This window comes from Oceanisphaera avium (assembly GCF_002157875.1).
In the GTDB taxonomy this organism is placed as follows: domain Bacteria; phylum Pseudomonadota; class Gammaproteobacteria; order Enterobacterales; family Aeromonadaceae; genus Oceanimonas; species Oceanimonas avium.
Map to the genome: position 1 here is coordinate 2,775,977 of NZ_CP021376.1, position 21,226 is coordinate 2,797,202.

Below are 21,226 nucleotides of genomic sequence, written 5' to 3' on the forward strand. Positions count from 1 at the left end.
AATGATATTTTCTATATACATAGACCGACACAGGAGCAGCTAGATGCTGATATTGACCAGAAGAGTAGGTGAAACCTTAATGATAGGCGACGAAGTGACTGTGACCGTGTTAGGAGTTAAGGGAAACCAAGTTCGCATTGGGGTAAACGCGCCTAAAGAGGTGTCTGTGCACCGTGAAGAAATTTATATGCGTATTCAGGCCGAAAAAGGCAATGCCGGTGATGAGAGCTACTAAGCTAGTTCGGTGCAATTTTCGTTCGACTTGCTGGCTTTAGCCGCACAATGCACAAAGTCTGTGCAAACGAACAAAACAGATAAGAAAAGGGTTTGACTTATTTTGGGCGGACGGTAATATGTGCCCCACAAACACGGTGAGGTGGCCGAGTGGCTGAAGGCGCTCCCCTGCTAAGGGAGTATGCGTTTATACCGCATCGAGGGTTCGAATCCCTCCCTCACCGCCATATTTAGCATCCTTAGCTCAGCTGGATAGAGTACTCGGCTACGAACCGAGCGGTCGGAGGTTCGAATCCTCCAGGATGCGCCATATTATAATCAGCAATCTAAGTTGGTGGTTATCGTAGCGTAAGATGTTTCAGAATTGCACCCTTAGCTCAGCTGGATAGAGTACTCGGCTACGAACCGAGCGGTCGAAGGTTCGAATCCTTCAGGGTGCGCCATCTGAAGCCCATAAATATCAATACTTTCACGCATCCTTAGCTCAGCTGGATAGAGTACTCGGCTACGAACCGAGCGGTCGAAGGTTCGAATCCTTCAGGATGCGCCACTTTTAAAAAGCCTGCTTAATGCAGGCTTTTTATTTGCTAGTAAAAAATTCTCCGTAATTTTTAACCTCTCCTTTTTAATGAGTCGTACTTTTGCTCACCGTACCTAAAGCAAGCGACTGCCCTTGTCTTAGCATCCAAGTCACACGTTTACTCTCAATTTTACTTAACGTAGACTAGCCGCTCTAAATTTGTGAACGTTAATATTAAAGCGCGATATTGTTTAAAATAAATTTGTTTTACTTATTAAAAGTTGAGCAAATAATTTATCTATCGAGCGTCATTGGTAAATAGCAATATAAACGTCGTTGAGTGTCTTATATTAATTAAGAATAACTCTGTATTAGCGCCTACAAATAATTGCCAACATGGCTGCAAGTTGCTCTAAATGAGTACTTGTATTACTCTAGCTGCTCTTTAAATTAGGACCTTCTAAGTAACGGAGTTTTAAGTTAAATAAAAGTTAAATCTTATTGTGCTAGATTTCTTATATTTTTTAACACCAATATTTAGGATAAGGCAAATAGGGACTATGATGCTGTTCACTTTTAAAAGAAAAGTTTCGCTAATATTTTGCTTAGTAGGCAATGCTTTATATTGTAATTCAGCGATTGCAATCACCCCTAATGCCGTCGATTTAAATGGTGTTTATTTCACACCTATTTTGACGCTCAATGAAACCTACGATGATAATATTTGGAACGCCTCAGGGATTGAAGGCGACCCTGTGCAAGCTTCTTGGGTAACGACGATACAGCCGCAACTCAATTTGTCCGCCATTGATAGACTAAATGTCTATGAGATCGACTATAGGTTGAAGCACAGTGAATACCATTCCAAAGACGACGAAAACAAAACCGAGCACTTTTTAAGTACCAGTGCCGATATGGAGTTTACCACTCGTCATAGGTTAAAACTCAGCGCCAAGCATACTAAGCAGCAAGAAGATAGAGACAGCACTAACCGTAATCCTCTAAATAATGAGTCAGCGAACAAATACCAATACAGTGAGTTAGCGGCTTTATATGGCTTTGGTGCTAAAGCTGCCAAGATGTATATTGATCTTGGTCTAGAAGGCCAAAACTATAAGTACCTTAATAACCGCTATAGCGCATCGCAGACCCATTTAAGGGATCACGACACCCTCTCCGCGCTGATCCGTGCTAACTACAACTACAGCGCTAAGACGCGATTCATTCTAGAAACGCAATATAGTGATTACAGCTATAAAAGCAGTAATCTCGATAATGAGGTATGGCGCTATCTTGCCGGCGTTAATTGGCAGCCCTCGGCTAAGCTTGGCACCTTAGCTAAGTTTGGTGTGCAGGATAAAACCTTCTCTGACGCTGGTATTGATGATGCTAGTAATCAGGTGTGGGAAGCCGCGATTAACTGGAGCCCTAAAACTTACAGTCTCTTTACACTAAGTACGAGTAATAAGACGGAGGAGGGCAGCGCGACTGAATCTTTCATTAATACCGATCAATATAATATTGCTTGGCAACATGAATGGCTGACAAGACTTGTCACTAACCTTAAATATACCTTTGAAAAAAATAAATATGGCTTGCTTAATGATCTAGGCACAGCCAGACAAGATGATGTGAATAAATACTTAGTGAGTATTAGTTACGCATTTAGAAATTGGTTAGGGTTTGAATTAGGTTATGAGTATGTTAATCAAAATTCTAATTTTGATATAAATAGTTATGACAGAAATCAGATTTACCTTAATACTAAAATGAGCTTATGAAAATGAACAAACGAAATAAAATTTTACAGATGCTAAGTGCCATGTTCAGAATGTGCTTGGTGTTTGGATTATTATCGTCTAGTGCAGCCATGGCCGAAGTGGACTCAAGTTACACACTCGATGCCGGTGACTTATTAAAAGTCAGTGTCTACGGTGAGCCTGATTTGAGTTTTGATAAAATTCAATTAAACGATGCCGGTACTTTCTCTTTTCCTTTTATCGGAACGGTAAGAGCAAAAGGTCAAACTGCCGCTGCAGTAGAGCGCCAAATTACTCAAGGGCTAAAGGGAGATTATCTGGTCAATCCTAGAGTAACGGTCAGTATCTTAGAATATCGTGGCTTTTATATTAATGGCGAAGTGAGAAGTCCAGGCGGGTATCCCTTTATCCCTGGGATGACCTTGCGCAAAGCCGTTGCCTTAGCCGGTGGCTTTACGGAGCGCGCCTCTAAGCGCAGTTTCAATATCATTCATGAATCAGACGCCAATAAAGTACCCAATAAAGCAAATTTAAATACCAATATTATGCCGGGTGACATTATTACCATCGAGCAAAGTTTCTTTTAAATGTGATGACTATGAAAAAATATGACAAGTTTGAACTGGTTGAAAATAACCACGCTGATGAGGCAAACGTATTAGCTTTATTGAAAAGCATCTTCCGCCACAAGTGGAGCATAGCAGCATTTGTGTTTGTGGTTGCCTTATTCACTACCTTGATTGTAAGTAATATACAAACTACCTATCGTGCAAGTAACACCTTATTGATAGAGCAAAGTTCTAATAACTTACTCTCTATTGAGCATATCTATGGCACGGAAGTGACCAGTACTGACTATTTGCAAACTCAGTTTGGGATTTTACGCTCTCGCAGCTTAATTGAGCGAGTGGTAAGAGAGCTCGATCTCACTACGCATCCAGAGTTGGATCCTCGTCAAGAGCAAAAGCCGCTCATTGATTGGAAAGGCATGTTTTCCTCAAATAAAGAAGCAGAGGAAGACAGCCAAGATGTAGTGGCAACATTACCCGAGCCTACGGGTGAGCACATTATTCATGAAGGTTTCACGCGTACCAACGAAGAAGTATTTGATGACGTAGTTAATAACTTAAGCAATAAAGTCTTTATTAGCCCAGTGACCAAGACTCAGCTGGTTGAAGTACATGTAGAAATGCATGATGCAGCTGCCGCTGTTGAGATCACTAACGCCTTAGCCAAAGCGTATATCGAGAGTGAGCTGGATGCTAAACAGGCCACTGCTAAAACCGCCACTATTTGGATGGAAGCGCAGCTTGAAGAGCTTAAAGAGCACTTGCACGACTCAGAGCAGGCGTTACAAGACTTTTTAGAAGAAAAAGGCTTAGTAAATCTAAACGGTATTACCACTATTAGTGCGGATCAGTTAACGAATAACAGTACTCGTTTAAGTGATGGTCGCCGTGCTTTCTATGAAGCGGAAAGCATGTATCGCCAAGTCGCTAATATTAGAAAGTCTGATTATATGCGCCTAGCAAGTGTGCCGGCGGTGATGGCAGATCCGGTAGTAACGCAATTTAAAGCTGCAGAAGCGACGGCTAGCTCTAAAGTTGAAGAGTTAAAAAAGCGCTACGGTAATCAGCATCCATTAATGATTGCTGCTACTACTGAGCTGGCGTCAGCTCAAGCTAATTTGCGCGCTCAGGTTGAGCAAGTGGTTGCCAGCATTGAAAATAGCTACCAATTAGCTAAGGCGAATAATAATGCCCTAACTAATACTTACGAAGAAAACAAAGACAATATTCAAGATATTACGCGTAATGAGTTTAAGGTTCGTGAATTACAACGGGAAGTGGAAACGAACCGTAGCTTATACGACACCTTCTTAACGCGCTTAAAAGAAACCACGGCTCGTCAAAGCTTAGAAACGGCCGGTGCGCGTATTATTGATGAAGCGGTATTTCCTAAGTACCCGATTAAGCCTAAGAAAAAGCTGATAGTGGCATTAGCTTCTGTGGTGGCGCTAATCATAGGTATTGGCTTTGCACTGCTCATTGAAGCACTAAGCAATCGCTTTAGAAGTACGGCAGACTTAGAAACTAAGTTACGTCGTCCTGTGATGGGCGTGTTGCCAGCGGTTAAAAATAAGCGTAGCGGCATTTACCATGCTTATTTAGACCCACAAGAAACTAGCTTTGCCGATGGCATAAGAAATATCAGAACCAATCTGATCTTATCTCAAGCCAAAGAAGCCTATAAGACGATATTTGTCACTTCCACGGCGGTGAATGAAGGTAAGTCGACGGTGGCCAATAACTTAGCTATCGCCTTAGGAAGCATGGAGCGGGTACTTCTGATTGACAGTAATTTACGCGACCCCATTGTTGCTAAAAATTACCAAATCAGCGCCAATCATGCCGGCTTAATAGATTTAATTAGCGGTAAAACAGCACTAGAAAACTGTGTCGTTAAGCACGATGGCATCGATATTATGCCAACGGGTGTGATGCAAGCTAATGCGCTAGATGCCTTGTCTTCCCCGCGCTTTGTACAAGTGCTAAATGCACTGGCCGCTCAATATGATCGCATTGTGATCGACGGCCCAGCTGCTCAAGAAGTAGGAGATGCACTCATTCTTAGCCGTAATGTGGATGCGGTTATCTATGTGGTTAATCCTGATGATGTTCGTATGTCACAAGCACAAACATCACTCGATAAGCTCATCCAAATAGGAGCGCCAGTAAAAGGTGTGGTAATGAACACCTAACAGCTCGTCCTTTTATAGCGCTTAGTTACTTTGACTCAGTGTGCGTGCGTGGAATTAACGTACGCACACCTTACTTTGAGTGAATGGTGAATAAGTATTGTTATAAAGGCGTGCTTTACATTTACTAGCGATAGCATAGATATGTTGGAATTTACCTTGGCTCAAGAGAATCTAGTCGTATGAATCTCATTCCTATTTTAATATTTTGGGGGCTCGCTATATGGGGAGTATCCGGCCCTCCTTATAGGCTCTTATATTTGTTTTTTGGTTCTTTAGCATTTGGTTCTTTTGCTGTTGTCAGCCCCTCTCTTACGGCAGGGTTAACGCTAACGCCGACTTACATCATAATGCTGATGACCATAATTAAAGTACTCCTTAATAAAGACGGTATGGTGTTTTTTCTTGCTCAAGCAATGAAAAGAAATCGCTTGTTGCTGCTGTTTTTATTTTGGGTCGTGGCCGTGGTCATCACTTTGTTTATGCCGCGATTATTTGCCGGTGAAGTGAGTATTATCCCGGTGCGATTTACAGGTTTTACCTTAGGTGATCCGCTTACTCCTACTAGTCAGAACTTTTCGCAATTAGCCTATCTTTCTATCTCAATTGCGTATGTGTTCGCCACTTTCAGACTGCTACGAAACGCTGAGTACTATGGGTATCTTATTAAAGCCATTTTGCTGGGTGCTGTTTTAGTAGTGGTAACGGGTGCGCTAGATTATCTGGATTACTTTGTTGATATTGACCCCCTATTAGCGCCCTTTAGAACGGCAAGTTACGCCTTATTAGTAGAAGTTGAGATTATGGGTGGCAAAAGGGTGGTGGGATTAATGCCCGAAGCCTCGGCCTATGGCTCACTGTGTGTGTTTTTCTTATGTTTAGTGCATTTCTTTCGAGATGCGATTCCACAAACGTGGGTAAGAGAAAGATTAGCTCCGGCTCTGGTCTTGTTATTGATTTTGTTTATTTGGATGTCTACTTCCTCGGCAGCGTATGTGGGACTGGCGGCGTTTCTGTTGGTCGCGGTCAGTGAGTGGTCCGGTAGAAGAAGCACCCTTTATTTGAGCATGCACAAAAACCGCCGCTTTGGTTTTGAATTTTGGACCGCGTGGTTATTACTGAGCATGTTGGGGATGATTGTTTTATTTAGTCCAGATTCACTGGATCCTGTAGTCGATAAAATGGATCAGCTGGTTTTTAATAAAACAGAGACCAGTTCATATGAAGAAAGAAGTATGTGGACCGCGGTAGGTTGGCAAGCGCTAAGAGACACCTGGGGATTAGGGGTGGGCATGGGCGCGACGCGAACCTCGAGTTTTATTGCGGCGGTATTTAGTAACGTAGGAATATTAGGCGGCGTATTATATTTTGGTTTTGTTGCTCAAATATTGCTGCGTAAAAAAACGCTTTCTACCGATAAAAAATATAGCATTTTACTCCGAGGGGTCAGATATGCTTACATACCCAGCTTTATTGTGGCCATTCTCGTGGGGACCACGGCGGATTTTGGTAGTTATAACGCCATTCTTTATGGATTAGCGCTCGCGTTAGTCTCCATCCCCGATAAAAAAGAAAATGCGGTTAGGGAAAATATATATCACCAGATATAAATTTTATTTGAATAAATAATTGGAATAACATGGCAGCCTCAGCTTCAATTGATAAAAAATCACGTGGCGATTTAGTCTTCGTCTATGCAGCCTATACCTTACGGTATTTATATTTATTACTCTTAATCCCTTTTTATGGGCGAGTGTTAGGTGTAGAAGGCTATGCCGTAGTACTGGCTGCTATGTCGTTAATGGCGATTGTATGGCGGTTTGTTGACTGGGGCTTTTCTACGGTGGGCATGCGCTCTATAGCGGTGCTTAAAAATTCGCAATACGCGGATTTATTTGGTGAGCATTTCGTCGCTAGGGTGATGCTGAGTATTTTAGCCATCATTGGCGGGGTAATCGCCGTATTTTCCTCGCCATTATTACTCGCTAATCCTATCGCATCCGGTGCAGCCGTGATGTTAGGCGCCTTATCTGCCTTTAACCTAGGTTGGTATTACACAGGCAGTGGCCGAGCGCGTAATGCGGTTAAATTAGAAGTGATTGGCTTTATCGTTAGCCTAGTGTTGATCTTAAGTTTAGTAAGAGACTCTGATGATTCAGATATTGTCTTACTTTCTTTGCTGATGTCCTCCATCATTTCTCTTGCCTTCGCCCATTTTTGGATTAGAGCAGAAATACGAGGTGCAAAGTACAGCGCTAAACATGGCGTTAAATTAATAAAAACCTCCAGTGTGGTGTTTTTATATACGGGGAGCTCTGCCTTACTCGTTTCATCTTCTACTTACATATTAAGTATTCTGGCAAGCTCTTCTGATGTGGGTAATTTTGGTGCCGCTGAACGCCTAGTGTCGGTGGGCTTAAGTTTAATGGGGCCTGCCGGACAAATATTTTTACCTCGCATTACCGCCTTATTTTTAGAAGATAAGGCCTTGGCCTATGAGCTTATTAGAAAAGTCATGGTTTATATGCTTGGTATTGGCTTTATGGGCTTAATTTGTAGTTTAGTGATTGGTGACTTTGCGGTTACTTTAATATTTGGTGAAGGCTTTGAGGAAAGTATTTATATTTTAAAATGGCTAGCCTTACTTTTTCCTTTAAAAGCGCTCAGTCTTATTTTAAGTAGCTATGTTTTATTCCCTCAGCATCAAGAAAAAATACTCGCTAAAGTGGTCCTAGTGTGTGCCTTAATCAGTTTAGTCGTGTCTATCCCCCTAAGTTATCAATTTGGGGCTATGGGCATGGTTTCTTCACGATTAATTGGCGAAGCCTTAATATGCACATGTCTTCTTTATTCATGTTGGAAGCTCGGATTTTTAGCACAAGTTTTTAAATTTACTAATGGGTTACATAAATGAAAGCATTTGTAGTAGTGGCGACAAAAGGAAGAGCAAAAGAAACATTTGTGTTGTTAGATTACTTACAACAACAAAGCTTACTTCCTAGTTATGTTGTTGTTATTGGTAGTGAAGAAAGCGATATTGCCGGGCTAAATGAGCACCCTCTGATATTAAGTCAGCAAGGCGAGTTGGTGGTGACCACCGCCGGCTCATGCCACCAACGAAATGTGGGACTGGATGTCATCCAGCAACGTACCTTAGAGCTGGATGCTAGCCAGTGGTTTGTCACTTTCTTTGATGACGACTTTAGGCCCGCTACCGATTGGTTAGCTAAGGCTGGCGAATTTTTAAGGGCAGATAGTTCGGTAATGGGCGTTACCGGTCATGTATTGGCGGATGGCGTGGGCACTGAATTTGGTATCTCAGAGCTAGAAGCCCAGCTTTATCTCAATGGTAGCCGCGCTTGTGAGCCGCACTGGTCTCATGTTGATAAGCCACAAGAGCTTAATGGCTTATATGGCTGCAATATGGTGATCCGTGGTACGTCTGCTAGCCATGTACGCTTTGATGAAAACTTGCCTTTATATGGCTGGCAAGAAGATTACGACTTTGCTAATCGCTCTAAAGAAGCGGGCCATTTATATGTTATTCCTGGATGTAAAGGGGTGCACTTAGGGACCAGCTCTGGCAGAACGAGCGGTGTTAAGTTTGGTTACTCACAAATAGCTAATCCTATTTATTTGGCCAAAAAGGGCACTATGCCTTGGCATTTTGCCAGACGAATGATGTTTAAAAATATCGCGGCTAACATATATAAGTCTCTTACCTTGAATAAAATAAAGGACTACCCAGGACGATTACGCGGTAATCTTAAGGCCTTTGGTCATCTTATTCTCAATAAGTTGTCGCCCACTAATGTGCTTAATATTTAATAATTTAATGGAAGTAAATTGTGCCAGGTTTAAATAAAATAGGAATAGATGGGGATGCGCTACGTAAACCCTTATCTGGAGTAGGGCAATATATATATAATTTGTGTTGTGAGTTAGATACCCTCTTGCCCAATACGGAATTTTTTATTTATACCCGTCTGAGTGCTGAAGAGGTAGCGATTCCTGCAAGTCGTTGGCATTTACGCAATGAAAGTAACGGCTTAGCGCGCAAGTTACCGTCTTTTTTATGGATGAAAACCTTTGGCTTGGCCTTAGCCAAAAAAGATAACTTGGATGTATTTTGGGCGGGGCGCACCATACATCCGGGTCTGAGTGCGGCTAAAGAAGTAGTGATTACGGTGCATGACCTTAATCATAAACTGGTGCCAGAAACGATGCAGTTAGCTACTCGCTTATCTCATAAATTATGGTTTGATAAAGACGTAAAGAATGCCACTAAAGTCTTCACTAACTCTCAAGGCACCTCTAACCGTTTACAAGAATGGGTAGGGCGCGGCGCTGATCTTGTTATTCATCCTGGTGTCAGTGCGAATTTTCACCCCTTGGATGAAGCAAGCCAAGCCAGCGCTACGGCTGCGTTAGCGCCGCTGGGGATTAGCGCTCCGTATCTGCTGGCAGTCTCTACGTTAGAGCCGCGTAAAAATATGAGTGTGCTCATTGATGCGTTTGTGCAATTAAAGCACCAAGGTGCTATTGCCCAGCATCAGTTGGTATTAGTGGGTGCCCGAGGTTGGCAAAATAACGAACTGGCCGAAAAAATCGAAGCCAATAAACAATTTGGCATTGTGTTGCCAGGCTATGTCGCAGATGAGTTGATACCAAGTATTTATGCCATGGCAGATATTTTGATCATGCCCTCTAAGTATGAAGGTTTTGGTATGCCGGTAGTGGAAGCCAGAGCGGTGAAGACGCCCGTTATTATCTCTGATGTTGCTGAGCTTATTGAAGCAAGTGCAGGTGAGGCGACCATTATTAAGGCCGAGGTCGACGCTCTTCAGCAGGCAATATTGGCGGTATTAGATACGCCTGAGGCAAATTTGCCTATTCAAACTCGACCTGCAAATTGGCATGATTCAGCGCAAATATTAACGACCGGTCTGGTGACCACAACCTTTGACAGAGAGTAGGGGCGTTAAGTGATATATGTAAATGCAAGATTCTTAACTCAGCCTATTACAGGTGTACAGCGCTACTCAATAGAAATAAGTAAAGCGTTAAATAAGCTGGTGCCAAACGTGGTTTTTTTAGCACCCAATAATATTATTCACCCTGAGTTAGCTAAAGAACTGAATGTCAAAGTAATAGGTAAGCGCAGCGGCCACTTATGGGAGCAGCTCGATCTTCCTCGCTATTTAAAATCAGTTAACTCCCCGTTGCTGGTTAACTTGGCTAATACGGCGCCTTTATTTTATAAAAATAAAGTGTCGACTCTGCACGATATTGCCTTTGTACGTTATCCAGAAAGTTTTTCACGCTCATTTAGATACTCCTATCAGCTGGCTATTCCTTTTATATTAAGAAGTTCGAAAAAGGTCATCACGGTCAGTGAGTTCTCTAAGCAAGAGATATGCGACGTCTATCAAGTTGCTAAAGATAAAGTGAGTGTGATTTATAATGCGGTATCTGATGTATTTAATGAAAATACCCTCTCACCAGTAAGCTCCGATACTGAAGAGAAATATATTATGGCAGTTTCTTCTATTAATAAGCAGAAGAACTTCCATGGCCTGATTGAGGCGTTTAACTTACTTAATCAAACGAGTCATCAGCTTTATATTATCGGCAGTATTAATAAAAACTTTGCAGATCCTGAGCTGATTAATGCCATTGATAAAGACCCAAGAATTAAACTGCTAGGTCGCGTCAGTGATGAAGAGCTCACTAACTTATATGCGGGCGCGAGTGCCTTTGTTTATCCTTCTTTTTATGAGGGCTTTGGCATACCACCCTTAGAGGCCCAAGCCTGTGGTTGTCCAGTGGTGGTCTCCAATGTGGCCAGTTTACCCGAAGTCTGTGGTGATTCTGCACTGTATTGTGCACCGGATAATATTGAAGATATTGCGAATAAAATACAAATGATGATCTCCGATAAAGATTTACGTAGCGACTTTATCGAAAAAGGTTATCAAAATATTAATAAATACAGTTGGGAGGCTTCAGCCGCTAAGCTGAATGCACTCATTCAGGAGATATAATGAAAGTTGCAATTGTACATTACTGGTGGTTAAGCAATAGAGGGGGTGAAGCAGTTTGCACCGCCCTATTTGAGTTATATCCTGATGCCGACTTATTTATTCATGTCTGTGATGAAGAGGTGGTAAGAAAGGCGCTGCCAAGTAACTTTACCGGTAAGATCCATAAAAGTTTTATTTCACGCCTGCCGGGTGCTAAAAAGCATTATCAAAAATACTTACCCTTTATGCCGCTGGCTTCTGAGCAATTAAATCTCACTGAATATGATCTCATTCTAAGCAGTGAGTCAGGTCCGGCAAAAGGGGTGGTTACTCGCCCTGATGCAATACATATTTGTTATTGTCATTCTCCTATGCGCTATGTATGGGATATGTATCATGAGTACTTATCAGGCGCGGGGCGCATGATCCGCACCTTATTCCCCTTTATTGCTCATTGGTTAAGAGTGTGGGATCGGTTATCGGCCGACCGAGTGGATTATTTTATCGCCAACTCTAAATTTGTGGCAAATAGGATCCGCAAATTTTACCGCCGTGAAGCTGAGGTTATTTATCCTCCGGTTTCCACCGATGAATTTAGTCCTAATGTCGAACGAGGTGATTTTTATCTCTGTTTAGGCCAGCTCGTGAGTTATAAGCGCGCCGATTTAGCGGTGGAGGCATTTAATAAATTAAACTTACCGCTGGTTGTGATTGGTGAGGGTGAATTAACTAAAAAACTCACCACCATGGCCGGTCCCAACATTACGTTAATGGGGCGCCAACCCTTTCCGGTTATTAAAGACCACTTACAGCGCTGTCGTGGTTTAATTTTTCCAGGTCAAGAAGACTTTGGCATTGTGCCTGTAGAAGCGATGGCTGCCGGTGCACCTGTGGTCGCTTTTGCTAAAGGCGGTGCCTTGGAAACTGTCATTGATGGTAAGACAGGGGTGTTATTTGAAGAACAAACCCTGGAGTCTTTAATTGGCGCTATTGAGAAAATAGAGAAGCAAACCCTGATTTTTGACCCGCTGGTATTACAAGCACATGCCGCAACTTTTGATAAAAAGGTCTTTAAACGACAGATACAGGCGTTTGTTGAAAGTAAAATAAATTTATAAGCAAAATAAATGCGATAGTGTGCCTATCGCATTTTTGAAATTTTTCCCTTTTAATTAATTTCTAAATATTTACGTCAGAGGAACTTATGTTAACTCCTATTATTATGGCCGGCGGTACTGGCTCACGTTTATGGCCCTTGTCTCGTCAGCTGCATCCTAAACAATTTCTATCTCTGGCTGATGATAAGTTATCTATGTTGCAGGCGACCATCGCCCGTTTGGCTGATTTAGATGCCCAACCCTTGCAACTAATTTGTAATGAAGAGCATCGTTTCTTAGCCGCCGAGCAACTTCGACAGCTAGGAATGGACGACTCAACGATTTTATTGGAGCCAGTGGGTCGTAACACGGCACCCGCTATTGCTCTTGCTGCCCTACAGGCGGTGAATAAGGGTGAAGACCCCACCTTATTAATTTTGGCAGCGGATCACCTTATTCAAGATACCGAAGCTTTTCATGACAGCATCGCTAAAGCCTTGCCCTTAGCTGAGGCCGGCAAATTAGTCACTTTTGGTATAGTACCGACCCAACCAGAAACCGGTTACGGTTATGTAGAACGTGGCGATGCCCTTGATGGTGGCGGCTTTACCGTTCGCCAGTTCGTGGAAAAACCTGATCTGGACACGGCGAAAAGCTATCTTGAGCAAGGTAATTACTTCTGGAACAGCGGCATGTTTATGTTTAAAGCCAGCTGCTATTTAGAAGAGTTAGCTCGCCACCGCCCCGATATTTTTGAAGCCTGTAAGCAAGCCTTTGCTAATGGCAGCCAAGATATGAACTTCGTACGTATTGATGGCGAGGCATTTGCCAACTGTCCTGACGACTCCATCGACTATGCGGTAATGGAAAAAACTGACCACGCCGTGATGGTGCCCTTAGATGCGGGCTGGAGTGACATTGGCTCTTGGTCGGCGCTTTGGGATGTGAGTGAGAAAGACGATAGCGGCAATATGCTTAAAGGTGACGTGCTTAATCACGATAGCCGTAATAACTATGCGGTTGCCGAAAGTCGCTTAGTGGCATTGGTGGGCGTAGAAGACTTAATCGTTGTGGAAACTAAAGATGCGGTATTAGTGGCTCATCGCGATCAAGTACAAGAAGTGAAGAAAATTGTTGAGCAGTTAAAAGACGCTGACCGTAGTGAACATATCAATCATAGAGAAGTATATCGTCCTTGGGGTAAATACGATGGCGTTGATAATGGCTACCGTTACCAAGTAAAGCGTATCACAGTTAAACCTGGTGCTAAGTTATCAGTACAAATGCACCACCACCGTTCTGAGCACTGGATTGTGGTAAGTGGTACCGCCAAGGTCACCATTGGCGATACGGCTCAGTTAGTGGGTGAAAACCAATCTGTCTATATTCCGCTCGGTGAAGTTCACGCCTTAGAAAACCCGGGTGTGTTGCCCCTAGAGCTGATTGAAGTGCAGTCCGGTTCTTACTTGGGCGAAGACGATATCGTTAGATTTGAAGACAAATACGGTCGCGCTTAAGTTTTAAGTGCTCAACTAATACTGAGAATGAATGATGAATTGCGCTGTAATATTTGGCGGCTCAGGCTTTATCGGCGTTACGCTCGCACAAAGCCTGCTTGCTCAAAATGAAGTAGATAAAGTCTATTTGTATGATATCGAACAGGTATCTGCTAAAGGCTTTAATTACCGCACCCGTTTGGTGTTAGATGATCCTCGTATTATTGAAGTGCCCGGTGATGTACGACAAGTCATTACTTGGCAGCCTGAAGAGACCGTGACGTTGGTGGCGAATTTCGCCGCCATTCACCGTGAGCCAGGGCACGAAGATTATGAATATTATGAAACTAACTTACTTGGCGCCGAGCACGTGTGTGCTTGGACTGAACAAGTAGGCTGTAATGATTTGCTCTTTACGAGTTCAATCTCGCCTTACGGCCCAAGTGAAAAGCAAAAAGATGAACGCACTATTCCGGTGCCGGCGACGGCCTACGGTGGCTCTAAGCTTGCCGCTGAAAAAATTCACCAAGTATGGTTAGCGGCTAACCCACAACAGCGTCATTTGGTGATTGTACGCCCAGGGGTGGTATTTGGCCCCGGCGAGGGCGGTAACGTTTCTCGCTTAATTAAGGCGGTGATTAAGCGTTATTTCTTCTATATGGGTAATCAGGGCACGCGTAAAGCCGGCACCTATGTAAAAGAGTTATGCTCCGCCTTGCTGTGGGTGTTAGCTCGACAAAAAGCAGAAAATAAAAACTTCACGCTATTTAATATGTCGATGAACCCAGGCCCTTCTATTAAAGAGTATGTGGATACCATTTGTGAAGTGGCACAAATAGAGCGCAAGGTACTCGCGGTGCCTTATCCTCTTATGTTGGCGGCTTCTTATGGCATTGAAGTGATCGCTAAGCCCTTAGGCATTAAACACCCTTTTAGTCCGGTAAGAATTAAAAAGTTAGTGCGTTCTAATAATATTTTGCCGACTTATTTAGTTGAAAACGGATATCCCTATCAATATACCTTAGCCACGGCTTTGCAAGACTGGAAAACAGTGTGTCCTGAGGAGTGGGTAAAATGACCACTAAATTTGATGTCGACTTTTCACTGGCGCTGCATAATAGAACCGGCAAATATTTTATTGGCCGTGACTTAATGGACGGCGCACCGGAATTTTTTAATAAAGTGTATTACTGGTGGTTTAGCTTGCCTAAGCCGGCCACCGGCTTAAGCGCTAAAGTAATTGGTCGTTTACAACATTTACACACCCGGGATCATGCATTAGGAGGGCCGTTTCGCTTATTACCGAAACGCCAATCTCAAGCGCCGGTATTGCACCTGGATCCTTTTACGATCCTGAGCACCGAGTTAGATCGTAATGATGTGGTGTTATGTCATGATGTGGGGCCGTTAACGCATCCTAACTTATTTGATCCCACGATATGCGAAATTTACGAGCATATTTATGACATCTTGGCAGAAGTTAATTGCCACATGGTTTTTGTCAGCCGCGCTTCGAGAGACGCTTATCTAAAAGCGCGTCCTCAAGCAGCAGCCAGTAATCAACATGTGGTTTACCCCGCTATTCGCCAAGACGTAGATCCTAGCGGCTCGACAAAAGCGGTGGCAGGTGTGTCGGGTCCTTACTTGTTAACCGTAGGCAGCGTGGGGACGCGTAAAAACCAATTAGCCTGTATTCATGCCTTTGCGCAAAGTAAACTCGCCGAGCAAGGCGTGAGCTATGTTATTTGTGGCGGCCCAGAACCTGGCTTTGAAGCGGTAGCAGAAGTAGCGGCTGTGACTCCTGGTGTCGTGTTACTCGATTATGTGGATGATGATGAGCTGAACTGGTTATATGATAATGCGTCCGGTTTTGTATTAGCCAGCTTATTAGAAGGCTTTGGTATTCCAGTCGCAGAGGCGATTAGCAAAAAGCTCATTCCTATCGTTACCCAAGACAGCGTTCTTTATGAAGTTGCAGGCGATGGCGCATTATTAGTTGATGCTGAAAGTCATCACAGCATAGCGCAAGCGATGACTCAGCTTATTAATATGAGTGAAGAAGAGCGTGCATCTCGGCTGCTTAAATTACAGCAAGCTATTGAGCGCTTTACACCCGAAAAATTTATTCGCGACTGGAAAATTACCTTAAAAAATATACAAAACCATAATAGTAAATATGAAACAGGGTAGTATATGATTCCTAAAATTTATGTCGTGTCCGAGTCAGCAGATAACCCAAGACTTGATCAGCTTTATCAGCAATTTCCGCTAAATAAAAATAATTTTACCGTCACTCCCGCCGTTATGGGGGGGACCTTATTAGCAGCAGAATATTATAATTATGTATGTAAAAATTATAATCAAACGCAGCGTATATTAAGTCCTGCCGAAGTGGGTTGTGCTTTAAGTCATTTTAATATATATCAATCTATTATTGCTGACCAAGCGGCTGCGATTGTTTTTGAAGATGATATCATGGGCAATGATATTGCCCTTGAACAAGCTAAAGAAATAGCCCAAAATATAGCGCCTCACCAAGTGGTTATTTTGGGTGGGATGAATGGCTTGCCTGAAGAAAAATTACTTAAATTTATTAATAAAGATCCCAATCCTACTTTTGGTAGCGTCACTGGCGTTAAAAAAATAGAGCCGCTTGCTTATCCTTATTTAGGGCGCACCTGTTGCTACGTACTGGGTCATGAAGCCGCTGCTATTATCGCCAGAAAACAAGAGTCTTGCTTATTTGTGGCGGACGCTTGGGGACAGTTCTCTAAAGGCACAGCCCTAGATTTTTATTACATAAATTTATTTGACCATCCCATTCTTGATGAGCATGCCAATAGCTATATTGAACAAGAAAGAAAAGGGTTAATTTATATTCCTAGTTACAAGTTGGCCATGCGCAACATGGTGCGACTGGTAAATAAAAAGGTTAATCAATTCCAGTTATCAAGACGGTAACATTAAACTTATTTTAATTATTTAAGAGTCATCAGTATTATGAGTAAATTAAGCTGTTTTAAAGCGTACGATATTCGTGGTCGTTTGGGCGATGAATTAAACGAAGATATTGCTTATCGCATTGGTCGCGCCTATGGCGAAATCATTAAACCTAAAAATGTAGTGGTAGGTGGCGATGTACGCTTAACGTCAGAGTCTTTAAAATCTGCCGTTGCCAAAGGCTTGATGGATGCAGGCGCTGATGTATTAGATTTAGGACTAGCAGGAACCGAAGAAGTCTACTTTGCCACCTCGCACTTAAAGCTAGACGGGGGTATAGAAGTGACGGCTTCGCATAATCCTATTGATTATAACGGCATGAAATTAGTCCGCGAAGACAGTAAGCCAATTTCTGGTGATACTGGCTTAGGTGAAATAGAGCAATTAGCCATTAGCCAAGACTGGCCAGAGTCTAGCGTACAAGGCAGCCTGAAGCAGATCGATCTTAAGCAAGAGTATGCTAAGCATATCGTTTCTTATGTGGATACCAATAATCTAAAGCCACTTAAGTTAGTCGTGAACTCAGGCAATGGCACCGCAGGTCCGGCTCTAGATGCTATTGCCAAGGAGCTTGATGCACTAGGTGTTAAGTTTGAGTTTATTCGGGTTCATCACCAAGCGGATGGCACTTTCCCCAATGGTATCCCTAATCCTTTGCTGCCAGAAAACCGTGCCGCTACTCGCGATGCCGTATTAGAGCATAACGCCGATATGGGTATTGCTTGGGACGGTGACTTTGATCGCTGCTTCTTATTTGATGAGCAGGGCGAATTTATCGAAGGCTATTACATTGTTGGTTTATTAGCTGAAGCGTTTTTGCGCAAAGAGCCCGGCGCTAAGATCATTCACGATCCTCGCTTAGTGTGGAATACCACGGATATCGTAGAGAGCAATGGAGGCTTACCCATTCAATCAAAAACCGGCCATGCCTTTATTAAAGAGCGCATGCGCGGTGAAGACGCCATTTATGGCGGAGAAATGAGTGCTCACCACTACTTCCGTGATTTCTTTTATTGTGACAGTGGCATGATCCCTTGGTTATTGGTCGCTGAGCTGATTAGCACCACGGGTAAGTCGTTGTCGCAGCTAATGGCTGAGCGCATGGCTGCGTTCCCCTCTTCAGGTGAAATTAATAGCACCATCGCCGAGCCCGCGAAGGCCATCGAGCGAGTATTAGCGCGCTATCAAGCCCAAGCGCTCAATGTGGATAACACAGACGGTATTAGCTTGGATATGGGAGAGTGGCGCTTTAACCTTCGCAGCTCAAACACTGAGCCTGTGGTGAGATTAAACGTAGAAAGTCGCGGTGACGTAGCGTTAGTGGACGACAAAACCGCTGAGATATTAGCGTGTTTACGAGCATAAAGTGGAGTAGTAAATAATGGCTCGTCCGATTAAAGGCGTTATCGACCGCCACCCCACCCAAATACTGGTGCCTATCTTTGATATGGTCACGCTGGTGCTGGGGAGCTTAATGGCTCACTTGTTGGTCTTTGGGAATGGAACCCTTGCCGAGCACCAAGTATTATCTGTGGGCATTATGGCTTTGCTGCTGGTGGTGCTAAATGCCGCCGGCGCTGGCTATCAGCGCTGGCGGATACAGCGTATAAACCGACTGTTATTGCGCTTAACGGGCATTTGGTTGGGCAGCGCTGTGATTTGTTTAGTGGTGATTTTTGCGCTAGAAGTCACTGAGCGCTATTCACCACTTTGGGTCTTCCTGAGTATTTTGCTATCGCTTTTTATCGCGGGAGCAGGGCGCATCGTGGTGCAGCTAGCGATTCGACATGCCTGGCTAAGTGGCTTATCCACTAAGAAAGTGTTCTTAGTGGGCCCCGGTGACAAGGTAGTAGCAATGGGGCGCAGAATGCGCAATATGCCCGAAGCCGGTTATATTCTAGGTGGCGTGGAGCGGATCCCGGGTGCCCCTAGTGAAAAAGACTTAGCGACTCTCGCCAGACGCGTTGAAGAAGCCAATATCGATGAAGTGTGGCTGTGTATGTCACTGGATATGGGTAAGTCTATTCGTACCATCTTGTATGCACTGCGCCATTCCACAGTAGAAGTTCGCTTTATCCCCAGCTTTTCTGATATGCAATTATTGCATTACAGCATGGGTGAAGTGGTGGGGCGAACCAGTATTGACTTAAGTGTGTCACCCATAAAAGGCATGGCTTGGCTGGCTAAGCGTACCGAAGACTTAGTGGTAGGCACGCTGATTAGTATTTTAATTGCGCCTGTGTGCTTGGTGATTGCGGCGGCGGTGAAATTAACCTCTCCTGGTCCTGCGCTCTTTAAACAGCCCCGTACCGGAGACAATGGTGAGAATTTCAATGTGTATAAATTCAGATCCATGAAAGTACACCAAGAAAAGTCTAACCAAATCACTCAAGCGACTAAAGGTGATAGTCGTTTAACGCCTATTGGTGGTTTCTTGCGTCGCACTTCGTTGGATGAATTGCCGCAATTCTTAAACGTATTGCAAGGTAATATGTCTATTGTAGGGCCTCGTCCTCATGCCTTAGCGCACAACGAACATTATAAAGAGCTGGTTGAGCTTTATATGAAGCGCCATAAGGTGAAACCCGGCATTACCGGTTGGGCGCAAGTGAATGGGCTGCGGGGTGAAACGGATACGCTAGATAAAATGGAAGCCCGAGTCCGTTACGATCTCTGGTATATTAATAATTGGAGTGTCTTTTTAGACCTTAAAATTATTATTGCCACCGTGTTTAAAGGCTTTATTAATAAAAACGCCTATTAAACACCGTGACTAAGTCAACTGAGTCAGTGACTGGCGGGGAGTAAGCTTCTCGTTGGTCACTGACTTTTTTCATTCAGGTACCTGTTGTGCAAATATTTACCGTGATCTATAAACTAAGGTGGTTGCTGTTTGTGACCTGCCTAAGTGTCCTATGCTATGGCTTATTTCGGCCACAAGCACCGCCCAATCCTTTTTCACATTCGGATAAGGTGCTGCATTGCTTAGCTTTTTTTGGCTTTAGCTTAGTGGCTCGCTTTGCATTTTTAAAGCGCGCGAATAGTCTTATTTGGCTGGTAGTTTTGGCACTGGCGCCGGCTTCTGAGTATTTACAGCACTATTTACAACCCCATAGAAGCTTTAGTTGGCTCGATATTTTAGCTAACTCTACAGGCGTGATATTAGGCTTATTAGTGTGGTTAGCTCTGCAAGAGCATATTAAAAATCGCTTATAAATAGTCAATACGAGAAATAAAAAACGCCCAATCCTATGATTGGGCGTTGTTATTGATTTACTTAAGAGGAGTATCTTGGCTTAGGCGTTGTCTTCAATGCCCACAATCAACCAAGGTGCATTGTCTTGGGTTAAGTTGCGCTCTAAATGCCACACTTCTTGAATATCTTGCTCTATGGCTTCATGGCTGTCGCGATAACGACCGCTAAACTTCAAGCTCACTTGGGCATGATAAGAAGTGTGATCGGCGCGTACCAGCTCCGCATCTACAAACATCACTTCCGTATGCTGGTCTCCAGTTAAGGTCGCGCGCTCTTGGCTTAAGTCCGCAAACATTTCAGGTGAAACATACTCACGAATTTTTTCTAAATCGTTAGTATTCCACGCCTCTTGTAAGGTGCGGTAATGTTCGCGAGAGCCTTGTAAGAAGGCTTGCATATCAAAGCCTGGCGGCAAGTTAAAAGGGACGTCGCTGGGTGCAAATCCACCACTGCCACCTTGACCAATAGGCGTAGGTGAAAAGGGCTTAGCGGCTTCAAATTGCTGCGGGCCGCCAAAGGCCGGCCGTTGAGTTTGCGCTTTACCTTTGCGAAGCGTGCTAAAGATTTTAAAGGCGACAAAAGCGAGGCCCGCGATGAGCAAAAAGTCCATCATCTTAACGCCTTCAAAAGCGCCTGAGCTAAATAAGGCTGCCAATAAGCCGCCCGCTAACAGCCCGCCCAATAAGCCGCCCATCATGCCGCCAGATTTTTTAGGCGTGGAATTTTGTCCTGCTTGATTAGGGGCACTTTTCTTCGCAGGTTGTGCAGGGGCGGTTTTAAATGATTTTCCAAATGAGCGCCCGCTGCCCATTTTACGAGCTTCGGCATCAAATGCGGTAGCGGTAAGGCCTATCGCAAAAATAAGAGTAAATAATGTAAGCAACTTACGCATTGTTAACTTCCTTGAATGACAGACAGGCACATCCTAAAGCAGAGGTGGGTTATGTCAACCGATGGCTAAGTAGCCAACCAGTAACCCAACATAATAACATCGAATGCGTTGGCAGGGGCAGATATCCTTGAATGGCAAAACAATGTTATTGCGCGGCTATCACAGTACAATACCCCCACATGACTAACAT

General features: G+C 43.7%; 18 protein-coding genes and 4 tRNA genes. 21 read left to right on the forward strand and 1 reads right to left on the reverse strand.

Translation table 11 applies throughout. The annotated features are described in order from the left end of the window. Positions 1–43: 43 nt before the first annotated feature. The 21 genes from csrA to CBP12_RS12915 all read left to right on the forward strand — a co-directional run bounded on the left by csrA (position 44) and on the right by CBP12_RS12915 (position 20,104). Positions 44–235: a carbon storage regulator CsrA gene (csrA, locus tag CBP12_RS12815; protein WP_086965008.1), complete on the forward strand. Its 192-nt coding sequence runs from the start codon at positions 44–46 to the stop codon at positions 233–235. A gap of 135 nt (positions 236–370) precedes the next feature. Beyond that, positions 371–461 (forward strand) — tRNA-Ser (locus CBP12_RS12820). A gap of 6 nt (positions 462–467) precedes the next feature. Beyond that, positions 468–544: transfer RNA gene (locus CBP12_RS12825), tRNA-Arg, on the forward strand. A gap of 56 nt (positions 545–600) precedes the next feature. Next, positions 601–677, forward strand: a tRNA-Arg gene (locus tag CBP12_RS12830). Positions 678–707: 30 nt separating this feature from the next. Continuing rightward, positions 708–784 (forward strand) — tRNA-Arg (locus CBP12_RS12835). A 473-nt stretch (positions 785–1,257) separates the two neighbouring features. Next, positions 1,258–2,535 carry an outer membrane beta-barrel protein gene (locus tag CBP12_RS12840; protein WP_157420109.1) on the forward strand — a complete coding sequence of 426 codons (1,278 nt, stop codon included), beginning with the start codon at positions 1,258–1,260 and terminating at the stop codon, positions 2,533–2,535. A gap of 2 nt (positions 2,536–2,537) precedes the next feature. Then, positions 2,538–3,101: a polysaccharide biosynthesis/export family protein gene (locus CBP12_RS12845; RefSeq protein ID WP_086965012.1), complete on the forward strand. Its 564-nt coding sequence runs from the start codon at positions 2,538–2,540 to the stop codon at positions 3,099–3,101. 11 nt (positions 3,102–3,112) lie between these two features. Next, positions 3,113–5,275: a GumC family protein gene (locus CBP12_RS12850; protein WP_198341817.1), complete on the forward strand. Its 2,163-nt coding sequence runs from the start codon at positions 3,113–3,115 to the stop codon at positions 5,273–5,275. A 347-nt stretch (positions 5,276–5,622) separates the two neighbouring features. Continuing rightward, positions 5,623–6,882 carry a hypothetical protein gene (locus CBP12_RS12855; RefSeq protein ID WP_198341818.1) on the forward strand — a complete coding sequence of 420 codons (1,260 nt, stop codon included), beginning with the start codon at positions 5,623–5,625 and terminating at the stop codon, positions 6,880–6,882. Between the two features lie 29 nt (positions 6,883–6,911). Continuing rightward, positions 6,912–8,186 carry an oligosaccharide flippase family protein gene (locus tag CBP12_RS12860; RefSeq protein WP_086965018.1) on the forward strand — a complete coding sequence of 425 codons (1,275 nt, stop codon included), beginning with the start codon at positions 6,912–6,914 and terminating at the stop codon, positions 8,184–8,186. Then, a complete protein-coding gene (locus tag CBP12_RS12865) occupies positions 8,183–9,100 on the forward strand; it encodes a glycosyltransferase family 2 protein (RefSeq protein WP_086965020.1) in 918 nt (305 codons plus the stop codon). Before CBP12_RS12860 ends, CBP12_RS12865 begins: the two co-directional genes overlap by 4 nt. A 20-nt stretch (positions 9,101–9,120) precedes the next feature. Then, entirely contained in the window at positions 9,121–10,248 is a 1,128-nt protein-coding gene (locus CBP12_RS12870; protein WP_086965022.1) for a glycosyltransferase family 4 protein, read from the forward strand. 108 nt (positions 10,249–10,356) lie between these two features. Continuing rightward, complete coding sequence (locus CBP12_RS12875) at positions 10,357–11,316, forward strand: glycosyltransferase family 4 protein (protein ID WP_232455084.1); 960 nt, start codon at positions 10,357–10,359, stop codon at positions 11,314–11,316. After that, positions 11,316–12,413, forward strand: a complete 1,098-nt coding sequence (locus CBP12_RS12880; protein ID WP_086965026.1) for a glycosyltransferase — start codon at positions 11,316–11,318, stop codon at positions 12,411–12,413. The genes CBP12_RS12875 and CBP12_RS12880 overlap by 1 nt, the downstream gene beginning before the upstream one ends. A gap of 86 nt (positions 12,414–12,499) precedes the next feature. Continuing rightward, entirely contained in the window at positions 12,500–13,909 is a 1,410-nt protein-coding gene (locus CBP12_RS12885; RefSeq protein ID WP_086965028.1) for a mannose-1-phosphate guanylyltransferase/mannose-6-phosphate isomerase, read from the forward strand. 31 nt (positions 13,910–13,940) lie between these two features. Continuing rightward, a complete protein-coding gene (locus tag CBP12_RS12890; protein WP_086965030.1) occupies positions 13,941–14,966 on the forward strand; it encodes an NAD-dependent epimerase/dehydratase family protein in 1,026 nt (341 codons plus the stop codon). Beyond that, positions 14,963–16,078: a glycosyltransferase family 4 protein gene (locus CBP12_RS12895; RefSeq protein ID WP_086965032.1), complete on the forward strand. Its 1,116-nt coding sequence runs from the start codon at positions 14,963–14,965 to the stop codon at positions 16,076–16,078. Before CBP12_RS12890 ends, CBP12_RS12895 begins: the two co-directional genes overlap by 4 nt. Positions 16,079–16,081: 3 nt before the next feature. Beyond that, a complete protein-coding gene (locus CBP12_RS12900) occupies positions 16,082–16,849 on the forward strand; it encodes a glycosyltransferase family 25 protein (protein WP_086965034.1) in 768 nt (255 codons plus the stop codon). Positions 16,850–16,888: 39 nt separating this feature from the next. Next, positions 16,889–18,253, forward strand: coding sequence for a phosphohexomutase domain-containing protein (locus CBP12_RS12905; protein ID WP_086965036.1), 1,365 nt, complete (start codon positions 16,889–16,891; stop codon positions 18,251–18,253). Between the two features lie 16 nt (positions 18,254–18,269). Then, on the forward strand, positions 18,270–19,652 hold the full coding sequence (locus CBP12_RS12910) for an undecaprenyl-phosphate glucose phosphotransferase (RefSeq protein ID WP_086965038.1): 1,383 nt from the start codon (positions 18,270–18,272) through the stop codon (positions 19,650–19,652). An 86-nt stretch (positions 19,653–19,738) separates the two neighbouring features. Next, complete coding sequence (locus CBP12_RS12915; RefSeq protein ID WP_198341819.1) at positions 19,739–20,104, forward strand: VanZ family protein; 366 nt, start codon at positions 19,739–19,741, stop codon at positions 20,102–20,104. A gap of 80 nt (positions 20,105–20,184) precedes the next feature. Here the strand turns inward: CBP12_RS12915 and CBP12_RS12920 are convergent, their stop codons facing one another. Then, on the reverse strand, positions 20,185–21,036 hold the full coding sequence (locus CBP12_RS12920; protein ID WP_086965043.1) for a Tim44 domain-containing protein: 852 nt from the start codon (positions 21,034–21,036) through the stop codon (positions 20,185–20,187). Positions 21,037–21,226 lie beyond the last annotated feature (190 nt).